Source organism: Mesorhizobium sp. LMG17149 (assembly GCF_024518695.1).
In the GTDB taxonomy this organism is placed as follows: domain Bacteria; phylum Pseudomonadota; class Alphaproteobacteria; order Rhizobiales; family Rhizobiaceae; genus Mesorhizobium.
Genome location: NZ_JANIFL010000010.1, coordinates 47,753 through 59,785, shown reverse-complemented (window position 1 = coordinate 59,785; position 12,033 = coordinate 47,753). Strand labels below are relative to the sequence as shown.

Annotated in this window: 15 protein-coding genes and 2 tRNA genes; 11 read left to right on the top strand and 6 right to left on the bottom strand. The window is 61.5% G+C overall.

Annotated features, from left to right (window positions below):
* Positions 1-32: 32 nt before the first annotated feature.
* The 4 genes from NP945_RS22815 (at position 33) to NP945_RS22800 (ending at position 5,175) form a co-directional block, all read left to right on the top strand.
* A complete protein-coding gene (locus NP945_RS22815; RefSeq protein ID WP_256747588.1) occupies positions 33-530 on the top strand; it encodes a (2Fe-2S)-binding protein in 498 nt (165 codons plus the stop codon).
* A gap of 123 nt (positions 531-653) precedes the next feature.
* A complete protein-coding gene (locus NP945_RS22810; RefSeq protein ID WP_256747587.1) occupies positions 654-3,002 on the top strand; it encodes a xanthine dehydrogenase family protein molybdopterin-binding subunit in 2,349 nt (782 codons plus the stop codon).
* Positions 3,003-3,087: 85 nt separating this feature from the next.
* Complete coding sequence (locus tag NP945_RS22805; RefSeq protein ID WP_127329573.1) at positions 3,088-3,885, top strand: xanthine dehydrogenase family protein subunit M; 798 nt, start codon at positions 3,088-3,090, stop codon at positions 3,883-3,885.
* Between the two features lie 267 nt (positions 3,886-4,152).
* On the top strand, positions 4,153-5,175 hold the full coding sequence (locus NP945_RS22800; RefSeq protein ID WP_128363422.1) for an acyltransferase: 1,023 nt from the start codon (positions 4,153-4,155) through the stop codon (positions 5,173-5,175).
* Between the two features lie 42 nt (positions 5,176-5,217).
* On the opposite strand, the gene NP945_RS22795 is transcribed toward NP945_RS22800, so the two are convergent.
* From NP945_RS22795 to NP945_RS22785, 3 genes are all read right to left on the bottom strand, one after another.
* Positions 5,218-5,715 (bottom strand): GNAT family N-acetyltransferase, encoded by a 498-nt coding sequence (locus tag NP945_RS22795; RefSeq protein ID WP_127810251.1) that lies wholly within the window; start codon positions 5,713-5,715, stop codon positions 5,218-5,220.
* Positions 5,712-6,470: a copper homeostasis protein CutC gene (locus tag NP945_RS22790; protein WP_256747586.1), complete on the bottom strand. Its 759-nt coding sequence runs from the start codon at positions 6,468-6,470 to the stop codon at positions 5,712-5,714. The genes NP945_RS22795 and NP945_RS22790 overlap by 4 nt, the downstream gene beginning before the upstream one ends.
* Before the next feature lie 97 nt (positions 6,471-6,567).
* A complete protein-coding gene (locus tag NP945_RS22785; RefSeq protein ID WP_256747585.1) occupies positions 6,568-6,999 on the bottom strand; it encodes a cupin domain-containing protein in 432 nt (143 codons plus the stop codon).
* A gap of 223 nt (positions 7,000-7,222) precedes the next feature.
* Between NP945_RS22785 and NP945_RS22780 the strand changes: the two genes are divergently transcribed.
* The 4 genes from NP945_RS22780 (at position 7,223) to NP945_RS22765 (ending at position 9,032) form a co-directional block, all read left to right on the top strand.
* Positions 7,223-7,711: an Hsp20 family protein gene (locus NP945_RS22780; protein ID WP_256747693.1), complete on the top strand. Its 489-nt coding sequence runs from the start codon at positions 7,223-7,225 to the stop codon at positions 7,709-7,711.
* 68 nt (positions 7,712-7,779) lie between these two features.
* Positions 7,780-8,235, top strand: a complete 456-nt coding sequence (locus NP945_RS22775) for a hypothetical protein (RefSeq protein ID WP_256747584.1) — start codon at positions 7,780-7,782, stop codon at positions 8,233-8,235.
* Positions 8,236-8,278: 43 nt separating this feature from the next.
* Complete coding sequence (locus NP945_RS22770) at positions 8,279-8,578, top strand: DUF982 domain-containing protein (RefSeq protein ID WP_127268340.1); 300 nt, start codon at positions 8,279-8,281, stop codon at positions 8,576-8,578.
* Positions 8,579-8,786: 208 nt separating this feature from the next.
* Positions 8,787-9,032: a hypothetical protein gene (locus tag NP945_RS22765; RefSeq protein ID WP_256747583.1), complete on the top strand. Its 246-nt coding sequence runs from the start codon at positions 8,787-8,789 to the stop codon at positions 9,030-9,032.
* A gap of 381 nt (positions 9,033-9,413) precedes the next feature.
* Here the strand turns inward: NP945_RS22765 and NP945_RS22760 are convergent, their stop codons facing one another.
* On the bottom strand, positions 9,414-9,662 hold the full coding sequence (locus NP945_RS22760) for a hypothetical protein (protein WP_256747582.1): 249 nt from the start codon (positions 9,660-9,662) through the stop codon (positions 9,414-9,416).
* A gap of 443 nt (positions 9,663-10,105) precedes the next feature.
* Positions 10,106-10,180: transfer RNA gene (locus tag NP945_RS22755), tRNA-Asn, on the bottom strand.
* 223 nt (positions 10,181-10,403) lie between these two features.
* Between NP945_RS22755 and NP945_RS22750 the strand changes: the two genes are divergently transcribed.
* The gene (locus NP945_RS22750) at positions 10,404-10,661 is read left to right on the top strand and encodes a hypothetical protein (RefSeq protein WP_024503836.1); all 258 of its coding nucleotides are present in this window, start codon (positions 10,404-10,406) and stop codon (positions 10,659-10,661) included.
* Positions 10,662-10,685: 24 nt separating this feature from the next.
* On the opposite strand, the gene NP945_RS22745 is transcribed toward NP945_RS22750, so the two are convergent.
* Entirely contained in the window at positions 10,686-10,889 is a 204-nt protein-coding gene (locus NP945_RS22745; RefSeq protein ID WP_256747581.1) for a hypothetical protein, read from the bottom strand.
* Positions 10,890-11,109: 220 nt separating this feature from the next.
* On the opposite strand from NP945_RS22745, the gene NP945_RS22740 reads away from it, so the two are divergent.
* A tRNA-Cys gene (locus NP945_RS22740) sits at positions 11,110-11,183 on the top strand.
* Positions 11,184-11,273: 90 nt separating this feature from the next.
* The gene (locus NP945_RS22735) at positions 11,274-11,942 is read left to right on the top strand and encodes a protein-L-isoaspartate O-methyltransferase (RefSeq protein ID WP_256747580.1); all 669 of its coding nucleotides are present in this window, start codon (positions 11,274-11,276) and stop codon (positions 11,940-11,942) included.
* The last annotated feature ends 91 nt before the right edge of the window (positions 11,943-12,033 follow it).

The window sequence follows — 12,033 nt, the reverse complement described above, 5'->3', positions numbered from 1 at the left end:
TGGATACCAAGGTTGATACCCAGGGAGGGACCATGTCGGACGTTTCGTTGATAGTGAACGGAAAGCGGGTCAGCGGTGCTGCCGAGGACCGAACACTTCTGGTTCACTTCCTGCGGGAAAATCTCGGCCTTACCGGCACGCATGTCGGTTGCGACACCTCGCAATGCGGTGCCTGCGTCGTCCACGTCGATGGCAAGGCGGTCAAATCCTGTACGATGCTCGCGGTGCAGGCCTCCGGCTCCACCGTGCTGACGATCGAGGGCCTGGCCAATGGCGCCGACCTGCATCCGGTGCAGGCCGCCTTCAAGGAACATCACGGGCTGCAATGCGGCTTCTGCACGCCGGGCATGATCATGACGGCGACCGACATGATCAGCCGCCACCCCGAAGGGCTCGACGAGGCGACGGTGCGTGCCGAGCTCGACGGCAACATCTGCCGCTGCACCGGCTACCACAACATCGTCAAGGCGATCCTCGCCGCATCGACGACGATGAAGGGGTCCAAGGGTAAGGCGAGACAAGCTGCTTAGGCAAGGGAATAAGGGAGTAGGGCAGTAGGGGAGTAGGGCAAAAAGGCCAACGCAACGAGGCCCTTTTTCCCTAGTCCCTTACTCCCTACTGCCCTACTCCCATAAATTCCGGAGGAATTTCTGATGGGCATTGAAGGTGTTGGCGCTCGGGTCGCGCGCAAGGAAGACAAACGGTTCATCACGGGCGCCGGCCGCTATGTCGACGACATGGTGGTTCCCGGCATGAAGCACGCCGCCTTTGTGCGCAGTCCGCACGCGCATGCGCAGATCAAGAAGATCGATGTGAAGAAGGCCCAAGGCATGCCCGGCGTCATCGGCGTGCTGACCGGCAAGGAACTCAAGGCCGACGGCATCGGCAATCTCATCTGCGGTTGGATGATCCACTCCAAGGACGGCTCGCCGATGAAGATGGGAGCGTGGTCGCCACTCGCCTTCGACCGGGTCCGTTATGTCGGCGACGCCGTCGTCATCGTCGTCGCCGAGACCAAGGGGCAGGCGCGCGACGCCGCCGAGGCGGTCGAGATCACCTACAAGGAGCTGAAGGCCGTCGTCGATGCCTCCAAGGCGATGGACAAGGGTGCGCCGCAAATCCACCCCGAAGCGGACAACAATCTGATCTTCGACTGGGACATCGGCAATGCCGACGACACCGCGGCGGCTTTCGGGAAGGCAGCCCATGTCGTCAAGATGGACATCATCAACAACCGGCTGGTGCCCAATGCCATGGAGCCGCGCGCCGCACTTGGCCATTACGACAAGGCCGAGGATCACTATACCTGCTGGACGACCTCGCAGAATCCGCATGTGGCGCGGCTGGTGATGAGCGCCTTCTACAATGTCGCGCCGGAAAACAAGCTGCGCGTGATCGCGCCCGATGTCGGCGGCGGCTTCGGCTCGAAGATCTACATCTATCCCGAAGAGATCGTCTGCCTGTGGGCGTCGAAGAAGACCGGCGTGCCGGTCAAATGGGTGGCCGACCGGACCGAGAGTTTTCTGACCGATGCGCATGGCCGCGACCATCACACCCATGCTGAAATGGCCTTCGACAAGGACCACAGGATCCTCGGCCTGAAGGTGGAAACCCAAGCCAATCTCGGCGCCTACATGTCGCTGTTTTCATCGGCGACGCCGACCTATCTCTATGCGACTCTGCTGTCGGGCCAGTACAACATCCCGGCCATCCACGCCAATGTGAAGGCGATCTACACCAACACCGCGCCCGTCGATGCCTATCGCGGGGCAGGGCGGCCGGAAGCGACCTTCGTCATGGAGCGTATGATGGAGACGGCGGCCCGCCAGTTCGGCGTTTCGCCGGCTGAGTTGCGGCGCAAGAACTTCGTCACCTCGTTTCCGCATCAGACGCCGGTCATCATGTGCTATGACGCCGGCGACTATGCCGCTTCGCTCGATGCGGCAATGCAGGCGTCGGATTATGCCGGCTTCGCCAAGCGCAAGGCCGCCGCCGCCAACAAGGGGCTGCTGCGCGGCATCGGCATGAGCTGCTACATCGAGGCCTGCGGCATCGCGCCGTCTGCGGCCGTCGGCTCGCTCGGCGCCGGTGTCGGCCTTTGGGAATCGGCGGAAGTGCGCGTCAACGCGGTCGGCACGATCGAGGTGCTGACCGGCTCTCACAGCCACGGCCAGGGCCATGAGACGACCTTCGCGCAACTGGTCAATGAGCGCTTCGGCGTGCCGCTCGATTCGGTCTCGATCGTGCATGGCGATACCGACAAGGTGCAGATGGGCATGGGCACCTATGGCTCGCGCTCGGGTGCGGTCGGGATGTCAGCCATCGTCAAGGCGCTCGACAAGGTAGAGGCCAAGGCCAAGAAGATCGCGGCGCACCTGCTCGAGGCCGACGAAGGCGACATCATCATCGAGAACGGCGCGCTGAAGGTGGCCGGCACCGACAAGAACGTGCCGTGGTTCCAGATGGCGCTGGCCGCCTACACTGCCCACAACCTGCCGGGCGGCATGGAGCCCGGGCTCAAGGAGACGGCGTTCTACGATCCGTCGAATTTCACCTTCCCGGCGGGCTGCTATATCTGCGAGGTCGAGGTCGACCCGGAAACCGGCGTGACCGAGATCGTCCAGTTCGTCGCCGCCGACGATTTCGGCAACATCATCAATCCGATGATCGTCGAGGGCCAGGTGCATGGCGGGCTGGCGCAAGGCATTGGCCAGGCACTGCTCGAAGGCGCCCATTACGACAACAGCGGACAATTGCTGACCGCGAGCTACATGGACTACACCATGCCGCGCGCCGACGATCTGCCGTCTTTCAAGGTCTCGACCTCGAACACGCCTTGCCCGGGCAATCCGTTGGGGATCAAGGGTTGCGGCGAGGCCGGCGCGATCGGCTCGCCGCCGGCGGTGATCAACGCTATCACCGACGCCATCGGCAGCAACGATCTTGCCATGCCGGCTTCGCCGTCCACCGTGTGGGCTGCGATCCGCGCGACGAAACATTGAACGCGAATGGCAAATAGGGGTAGCGAATAGGGAAGAGAATGTTCGCTACTTCCTGCTCGCTCTTTCACCCAGGGGAGAAAGACAAATGTACGCAGTCAACTATCATCGCGCCGCCTCGGTCGCCGATGCCGCCAAGCTGATCAAGACCGGCGACGCCAAGCTGCTTTCGGGCGGTATGACGCTGATCCCGGCGATGAAGACGCGGCTTGCCGCGCCGTCCGACCTTGTCGACCTGTCGCGGATCACGGAGCTGCAGGGCGTCACGGTGTCGGGCAAGACCGTCACCATCGGCGCTGCCACCACGCATAATGCTGTTGCCAATGACGAGAAGCTGAAGAAGGCCTGTCCGGCGCTTTCCCATCTGGCATCGCTGATCGGCGATCCGGCGGTGCGCCACAAGGGAACGATCGGCGGCTCGATCGCCAACAACGATCCGGCGGCCGATTATCCGGCGGCGCTGCTGGCGCTGGGCGCGACCATCGTCACCAACAAGCGCGAGATCGCTGCCGACAAGTTCTTCAAGGGCCTGTTCGAGACCTCGTTGAAGGATGGCGAGATCGTCACCGCCGTCACCTTCACCGCGCCGGCCAAGGCGGCCTATGAAAAATTCCGCAATCCGGCATCGCGCTACGCCATCGTCGGCGTGTTCGTGGCCAAGGGCAAGGATGGCGTCAGCGTCGCCGTTACCGGTGCCGGCGACGACGGCGTTTTTCGTTCGAAGGAGATCGAGGCAGTATTAGCCGGGAACTTCGCGGCCTCAGCACTCGAAGGGGTGAAAGTGCCGGCGAAGAATTTGATGACCGACATCCATGCCTCGGCCGACTATCGCGCCAATCTGATCGCGGTGATGGCCAAGCGCGCGGTGGCTGCCGCCAACGCCTGATACGTCAGTTGTGGACACGGAGAAGGGGTCATGCGCCCCTTTTCCTTTTGTGGCGACCTGTAGTTGTCCAAACTTTTGATGGAATCGCCCCCGCACCAATCGTTTGCCTGAGCAATTTCTTCCGCCGACACTTCACCTGGAACTGCACCGGCGGCAATCTCGCACTTGCACAAATCCATATTGCACTGCAATATGGATTTGGGCGGGAATGCGAGCCGGGTTCGAAATGTCGTGCCCTTTCGCATGCCTATTTGCGAGAGGATCGGCATGACCGACATTTCCGCGACGCATGTCGTTCCGTCCCGATCCGCCGCCGACAGATCAACCAGAACAAGACTGGCCTATCTCGACGGCTGGCGCGGTCTTTCGATCGCACTGGTGCTGATCGGCCATTTCTTTCCGGTTCCCGGAATCAATCTTGGCGTGCTGGGCGTCGAATTCTTTTTCGTGCTCAGCGGCCGGCTGATGGGCGAGATCCTGTTCATCGAACGCTACCCGCTGAAAAAATTCTTCAAACGCCGCTTCTCCCGCATCTATCCGGCTCTTTTGGTCTTCGTAGTCGTCGCGATGGTTGCGCTGTCCGGCACATTCATCGCCTTCAAATGGAAGGCGGCGCTGACGGCGCTGACATTCACCTACAACTATGCCGGCATTCTCGTGACGCGGGCAGGGGCGCTCGACCATATCTGGTCGCTCTGCATCGAGGAGCACGCCTACATCATCCTGGCGCTGATCAGCGTCATCGTCTCAAGTCGCTCTCGCGTGGTCGTGCTGCTCCTGGCGCTGGCCTTGCTGGCCATGGCCAATGGCGCGGTTTCGTACTGGGTCTTCGGGATGGACTACGAAACCACTTATTGGCGCACCGACGTGCACATCGCGTCGATCCTGCTGTCGGCTTCGATCTGCCTGCTGAAGGCCGACGGCATGCTGCCGGCGTTTTTGAGAGGCAAGCATGTGGCCCTGGTGGCGACGATCTGCGCCGTTGTCCTGTTCCTGGATCAGGTGCCGACGCCGATCCACTATCTCTTCGCGGTGCCGCTGCTGGCTCTGGCCGTCAACGCACTCGATTTCAGCCCACGGTATATTTCCGGATTGCTGTCCTCCTGGCCGATGGCGACGCTGGGTCTGTGGTCGTACTCGCTCTATCTGTGGCAGCAGCCGTTCTACAAATTCGTCTATGAGCAAGGCGTCATGCCGATGCCGATGCTGGCCGCAGTCTTCGCTTGTGCGGCCTGCAGCTACTACCTCATCGAGCGCCCGGCGCGCGAATGGCTCAACCGCAACTGGTGAGCAACAGGGCGTTCAGGCCGTCTTGCGGCGCGCCCGCCCTCTCTATGCCTGCAGCGATCTGACGTAATAGCGCACTGCTTTCTTACCGCCATGGATCACTGCGTCGCCGGCCTCAGTGAAGCCAAGGGCGGCGTGAAAGGCATCCGAGGCAGGGTTCGGCGGGTCGGTGTTGACTTCGCAGGTGACCAGATTGTAGCCGGCGCGCTCAACATGGCCGAACAGATCCTGATAGAGCCGGCGGGCATGGCCGCGGCCGCGCGCGTGCGCCGCCACGACGACGCGGTCGACATAGACGAAGCGCTCGTAGCGTTCGCGAAACCACAGGAAATTCGGGCTGTCGTAGCGGGCGTCCTGGTCGAAGGTCATGATGAAGGCTTCGAGATCGCCGATGCGCCTGGTGTAAAACGCTTCGCCAAGCAGGAAGGACAGCCGCTCAGCCTCCAGCCACGACAGTTCGGCGGCATGCTCGTTGTTGAGCGCCAGGATCGCCGCTTCGTCTGCGGCCGATACACGGGCTATCGGGGCAGGGGTCGAGGTCATGCCTTGGCAGCCGCGATCGTTGCTGCCACCAGTGATGTGTCGGTGAGTGTGTTGCGATACTCGCGATCGAGATCGGAGCCACCCATGCCGACATGGGGATTGCGGTAGTCCATGGCACTCGGCACATCCTTGAGGGCGGCAAAATGCATTTCGGACAGGCCGGTTTTGCTGCGCACTTCGGCAATGTTGTGCAAATCCAGTCCGCCGCAGCCGAGGATGACGATGCGCTCGCCGGCCTGCCGCGCCAGATCCGCCAACAGCGGCAAGCCTTCGATAGCAGTGTCACGCTGGCCGCTGGTCAGCACGCGGCCGACCTTGCTGCGGATCAGCGATTCGAGCGCCTCGGCCGGGTCGCGCGTCATGTCGAAGGCGCGATGACAGGTGACGTTCAAGGGGCCGGCCGCCTGCGTCAGTTCGCTCATGCGCGCCTCGTCCATGGTGCCATCGGCGTTCAGGCAGCCAAACACCACGCCGGGCACGCCGAGTTCGCGCAATGCCGAGACATCGGCCAGCATCGAGGCGTATTCGGTCTCACTGTAGAGAAAATCGCCGCCGCGCGGCCGCACCATGACGTGAAACGGCACACTTGCCTGCTCGAGGGCGGCGCGGACCGTGCCGAGGCTTGGCGTGATACCGCCTTCGATGAGGCTGGCGCATAGTTCGACCCGGTCGGCGCCGGCGGCTTGGGCCGCGAGAAGGCCGTCAATGCCTTCGACACAGATTTCGATCAGCGGCAGGCGGAGAGCTTTGGTCAAGGGCAGATCCAGTCGATCATTTCTCGCCAGCCCTACCACCGGGCCGGTTGCTGGGAAAGCGGGAACAGCCTTCCGCCTTCGCCCACAGACTTGGCGGTTATTGGCGCAATTCCGTATTCTTGGCGCCTTGCTCGACCTGATCGATCACCAGAAGCTTCACCTCGACATCCCCGATATTGGTGGCCTGATGCCACTGGCCGATCATTTCGATGATGAAATCGCCAGCCTTGTAGGTGTTGCTGTTGCCGGTCTCGACATTGGTGACCTTCAGCGTGCCGGCCTGGACATAGGCGTAGCGCGGAAAGGGGTGCCTATGGACCGGCAAGGTCGCGCCCGACGCGATGTCGTAGGTCGAGACCAGCACCTGCACGTTCTTCTGCGGCAGCGTGATCGGTTGGCCGGACGCGGTCGTCGTGCGCGACGCAAGAGGTTTCACGACGACAGGCGTGCCGCTGCTGTCCAGCGCGCGGGCCGGGTTCGCGGAAAAGGCCACCGCGAGCAGCAGTCCGCACATCAAAATTTTTCGCATGATTCGCTCCACCACTGGCGTCAACATCGCGCAGTGGCCAGCAGCACGCAAGGCAGCGCCTTGGGCACCTGCCTGCCGGCCAAAAATATTTTTGACGCCCCTCTTGAAGGAAAAAAACACGATTACCAGATCGTCTTCCGTCGAGGCTTCGGCTCGACATACTGGCGTCGCAGCGGCGCTGCGACAGCCTCGTAACCCATGTTGCTTCACGGAGGATATGGCTATGAGAAGCTTTGATTATACCCCTCTTTACCGCACAACGGTCGGCTTCGACCGTCTCTTCGATATGCTCGAGAAAAGCGGACGCTCCGACTGGCCTCCCTACAATATCGAGAAGATTGGCGAGAACGACTATCGCATTACGATGGCTATCGCCGGCTTCGCTCTCGATGAGGTCGAACTCATGCAGAACGGCCCCGAATTGTCTGTCATCGGCCAAAGGAAACCCGACCAGGAAAATCGGGAGGTCCTTCATCGCGGCTTGGCTACGGGCAACTTCAAGCAGGTGTTCAAACTTGCCGACCATGTAAAGGTCAAGGCGGCCAACCTCGAGAATGGCTTGCTGTCGGTGGACCTGATCCGCGAAGTGCCCGAGGAACTCAAGCCTCGGCGCATTGAGATAGGGTCCGAAGCCAAAGCGGTTTCGCTCGAGCGAACCGACAGGACGCAGGCGATCGATTCGGATGCGGAGCCCCAACGCGAGGTCGCCTGATTCCTGGAACCTGGATCTACGGTCCGCCTCCCGGTTCGGCCGGGAGGCACAGATCGCGGAGAATGGAGATGAGAACCGAAACCTACAGTTTTCACCAACCCGAACCGAAAAATTCTGCCGCGGAACCCGCTGGGTTGCGGACGCCGGATGATGTTCTGAACGAGGAGACGATGACGATCGGTGCAAAGCGGGCTTTGCTCGCATTCTGGGCTTCCGACATTCATGCGGTTCCTGACAATCCCGCGTTGCGGCAATTGGACAACGGCGCCATCGTGGAAGTCAGCGACATACTCCGCGGCCTCCGCGTCCTGGACGAATCCGGGCGGGAAACGCGTTTTTCAATGTTGCCGTCAGCCGTCAGCCTGTCTTTCGACCGGCGCCGCAGGAAGAGCCGTCTCGGTTGGATGCGGCACCCCTGGCGAGATGACGACGATGATCCGCCGCCAATCCCGGCCTTTGCAACGGTGCCGCCCGGGCGTGGAGGTGGCGGCATGTTGGCCGAGCCGGAGCATGCAATCGCATGATTTCCCGAACCACAACAACCCACCGTGCCGAATGGAGGATTACATGAGTGACAGGACGTTCGACCAACCGGTCCTGGTCAAGAATGGCGAGTTCATTCAAGAAATAGGGTGCCTCGACGACGCGTTCGACTTCTTTGACGAGTGGCCAAGGGAACGGCGGGGTCCGATTTTCGAAACGGCCTTTCGAGCCTGCCAGCGTGCTCACGACGGCCAGGTTCCGCTGACGGTGGCGCGCGATGCCGTCGCCGGCTTCGCAAGATCCGTCAAGATCCTGCAAGACCCGCTTGCTCAATTCCCTTGGATGGACGGCACAAGGTCAGGTCGCGGCGGGGTTACCGCTTAGCCTTGATAGGGGCGGCGCCGCCAGGATGGCCCGCTGCATCGTCGTCGTTCACATCGCTACAAGGTGAACTGCCCTACCATCTCACCTTGTAGTGGGGCGGCTCGATCGTTTGTTCGAACTCCTGGTGCGGTTTTTGGCGACTGGCTAGGTCAGCCTCGCAACAGTCAGCGCTAATATAATGTTCGAAGCGTCGCCACAGGAGGTTCAAATGGTTTCCGCTATCGCAAGTCAACATCCGCATGTCCCGGAAAAACAAACGGCAGTGGGGAAGTCGCAAACCGGCGAAGGATTTTCGCCGGGCCGCAGCGCGGACGCCGTGGGACATCTGGCCAAAATCATGGTTGCCGCAGGCGGCGATATGGATGCTGGCGCGCAAGGCCGCGCGGCATCCAAGATTGCCAGGATGGACATCACGGTTCTGACCGCACCACCCGTAGAAACACCAACAGAGTAAGATATGCTCGTTCGGGCGCCTCCGCGCCGTCATCAGCGGCATGGGCCGCTCTCGCAGATTACGCCACGGCTCTCAGCGGAGGCTCCGCCATCGTCCCCAGGCCGTCGCATTCCGCGCAGGCGCCCGTCTTTCCGGGGCAGCCACCCCGATGGGTTCCCTGCGGGCAGCAGTGCCCGTTTGACGCGTGCCACTTGGAGCAGTCGAAAACCCTGCCGCTGCCATGACAGCGCGGGCATTCCATATTCGATGAAATCATACCAATTCTTGCCCAACCCAAACGCACTCGCCCTGCGCCGCAAGTAACAGAAATCATTGCGCTTTCAAGCACATTGCCCTGACTTAAATTGGGGGGATCGACGGATGGCCGGCATCGATGGCAAGCTATTGTTGCGCCGCAATTACGTTCCCCGTGAAGATCTTGCTCGCCACAAGCCGCGTTGGGCATTGGCCGGCAATAATAGGCTGCGCCGGCTTGTCCCGTTCGTTCTCGGCGGTCACGGCAACTGCGTCATCGGGCTGCGCGTTGGCGGCCTGGGTGGCCGTGGACGCGAAGAGGACCGTCTGGGTGATGAGAGCCGAAAACGCGGCAACCTGGACCAGCACGGCGGCGAGGGCGATCTTCTTCAGCATGCGAGAAAACGCTCTTCGATGTTCCCGGTTCCCCACGCATTCAGGTTTTCTGCTCGCTACGGAACAAGAGACCGGCAGGGCGGTTAACTCGATTATGCCAAGCAAGATCAAAGAGCCACCATCGACGCCCGCACCGGAGAAGGTACCTGTGCAACGCCGGGACAAAGAAGCCCCGCCCGAGCTTGAGCATGTCGACCCGCCACCCCGAGATGTGCGAGAGGCACCGGCACCCAACCCGAACGGCGACAAGAGATGAGATCGCCGAGATCGCAGCAAGGCCTTATGCCTGCTCGCGCGAACCTTCCCGATGCCGCGGCGTCATTGAGAGCGCTGGACAGCGGCGCCAGGTCAAGTTGAGAATCAACCTGCTGATCGCGATTTTGCAGACATGCCATAGATCAGCCCCTATGGGCGACGTGACCGTCTCAAGGCCTTGAAAAATTTGGCTCCCCGGGCCGGATTCGAACCAGCGACCAACCGGTTAACAGCCGGTTGCTCTACCACTGAGCTACCGGGGAACGGATGCTCTTATGTGAGTGGCGCAGCCTATAGCTGCCCTTTTCGGCTTTGCAAAGAAGCTTTTCACATTTTTCCGAGGCTTTTTCGCGCAGGCCTTTCTCGCAATCGTCGACGGTTGCCCTCATATTAGCCGTCTTGGCAGGGATATGGAACCGAAAGCGCGGCGGCGGCTTTGGTTCCAGCATGCTTGCGAAAAATCAAACGGGTCAATTTTTCGAGACGATGACAGCACAAGACAACCAGATGCCGGCGCGGAAAATCTCCGTTTTCGGGCGCGAGTTCAAAATGCCGCGCTCGCGCGGGCTCAGAATCACGATCGGCATCCTGCTGACCATCGGCGGTATCCTCGGTTTCCTGCCGATCCTCGGCTTCTGGATGGTTCCGCTCGGATTGCTGGTGCTGTCCTATGAATTCGCCATGGTTCGCCGTCACCGGCGTCGCTTTGTCGTCTGGTGGGAACGGCGTCGCCGGCCCGATTGACCGCCGATAGCGCAGGGTGGGTGTTCAACGGGCGGCGTGTTCTTCCAGTGCCTCATGGATCTGCTTGAGAATCGCCGCGGCCGAGGCAAGCCTTGCCCTGTCGTGCGGCGACAGGCTGTCCGCACCTTCGATGGACAGACGGTCGATTGCGCAATGCAGAAGCTCTCCGCATTGTAGCAGGGACAGGCCGGACGAGGCACTCGTATTTGCTGCCATTGTCCGGCGCATGGCTCTTCCTCCTGCCATGTCCAACGCACGGGCCGCCGGTGAGTTTCTCCTCCGGGCAGGCTATGCTTAATTGTCCGCTAATGGAGCGGTCAGGCCCGGTCCGACGATTGCCGGATGCCGTCTGGACTGACGCGAGGAAACCGTTCGGAATGCACGGTGGCCGCTTGACGGCATTTTCGCCGCAACCTATTGGAACCGGGTGGAACGCCGGGAGCAATGAGGCCTCGTGGCGGAGTGGTTACGCAGAGGACTGCAAATCCTTGCACCCCGGTTCGATTCCGGGCGAGGCCTCCAATGCCCGGGCCCCCGCGCTGCAGCGCAGGGGCCTGAAGTTCCTGACACAATGGACCGCGGTTCTGGCGCGGCAAGCGGATTGGTTGGGACATGAGCGCTGATTTCTCCGAACTACGCGTCAAGATGGTCGACGGCCAGGTCCGCACCACCGATGTGACCAGCGCGCCGCTGCTTGATGCAATGCTTGTCATCCCAAGAGAGATGTTTGTCGGCGCCGCCCAGCGCGATCTCGCCTATATCGACGAGGACATCCGCATTGCCGCCGGCGCGGACGGCGCACGGTACCTGATGGAAGCATCCCCGTTGGCCAAGCTTATCCAACTGGCCGAGATCAACCCGACCGATTCGGCGCTCGATGTCGGTTGCGGAACCGGCTACGCCTCGGCCATCCTGTCGCGGCTGGCCGGGTCCGTGGTGGCGCTTGAGAGTGATTCGGCGCTGGCGGAAACCGCCAGATCGACACTTTCGTCGCTGGGCTGCGGCAATGTGACCGTCGTCCAGGGTGCGCTGCCGCAAGGGCATGCCGCCCAGGCGCCTTATGACGTCATCCTTGTCGGCGGCAGCGTCGCGGAAGTCCCTGTGACGCTGCTGGACCAGCTCGCCGAGGGCGGCCGCCTTGTCGCCGTCGAAGGGCAGGGCAATTCCGGCGTGGCTCGTCTCTTTTTCAAGGCCGGGGGGGTTGTAACCGGAAGACGGGCATTTAATGCGGCAATTAAGCCACTACCGGGGTTTGAACGCATTAGTGCTTTCGAATTCTGAATGATTTGGCCTTGCAGCAGAGGCTTTGTCATGGTCGCTTGCATTTGAACGATCGCTGCTGATGCCAAACTGGGGGCACTTTGGGGTGAGC

Bases quoted from the DNA above. Each gene is read 5' to 3' on its own strand.
- NP945_RS22745 (WP_256747581.1), bottom strand. From the start codon at position 10,889: ATGCGCCGGACAATGGCAGCAAATACGAGTGCCTCGTCCGGCCTGTCC.
- NP945_RS22770 (WP_127268340.1), top strand. From the start codon at position 8,279: ATGAGTGACAGGACGTTCGACCAACCGGTCCTGGTCAAGAATGGCGAG.
- NP945_RS22760 (WP_256747582.1), bottom strand. From the start codon at position 9,662: ATGCTGAAGAAGATCGCCCTCGCCGCCGTGCTGGTCCAGGTTGCCGCG.
- NP945_RS22775 (WP_256747584.1), top strand. From the start codon at position 7,780: ATGAGAACCGAAACCTACAGTTTTCACCAACCCGAACCGAAAAATTCT.
- NP945_RS22735 (WP_256747580.1), top strand. From the start codon at position 11,274: ATGAGCGCTGATTTCTCCGAACTACGCGTCAAGATGGTCGACGGCCAG.
- NP945_RS22780 (WP_256747693.1), top strand. From the start codon at position 7,223: ATGAGAAGCTTTGATTATACCCCTCTTTACCGCACAACGGTCGGCTTC.
- NP945_RS22795 (WP_127810251.1), bottom strand. From the start codon at position 5,715: ATGACCTCGACCCCTGCCCCGATAGCCCGTGTATCGGCCGCAGACGAA.
- NP945_RS22815 (WP_256747588.1), top strand. From the start codon at position 33: ATGTCGGACGTTTCGTTGATAGTGAACGGAAAGCGGGTCAGCGGTGCT.
- NP945_RS22810 (WP_256747587.1), top strand. From the start codon at position 654: ATGGGCATTGAAGGTGTTGGCGCTCGGGTCGCGCGCAAGGAAGACAAA.
- NP945_RS22750 (WP_024503836.1), top strand. From the start codon at position 10,404: ATGACAGCACAAGACAACCAGATGCCGGCGCGGAAAATCTCCGTTTTC.
- NP945_RS22765 (WP_256747583.1), top strand. From the start codon at position 8,787: ATGGTTTCCGCTATCGCAAGTCAACATCCGCATGTCCCGGAAAAACAA.
- NP945_RS22785 (WP_256747585.1), bottom strand. From the start codon at position 6,999: ATGCGAAAAATTTTGATGTGCGGACTGCTGCTCGCGGTGGCCTTTTCC.
- NP945_RS22800 (WP_128363422.1), top strand. From the start codon at position 4,153: ATGACCGACATTTCCGCGACGCATGTCGTTCCGTCCCGATCCGCCGCC.
- NP945_RS22805 (WP_127329573.1), top strand. From the start codon at position 3,088: ATGTACGCAGTCAACTATCATCGCGCCGCCTCGGTCGCCGATGCCGCC.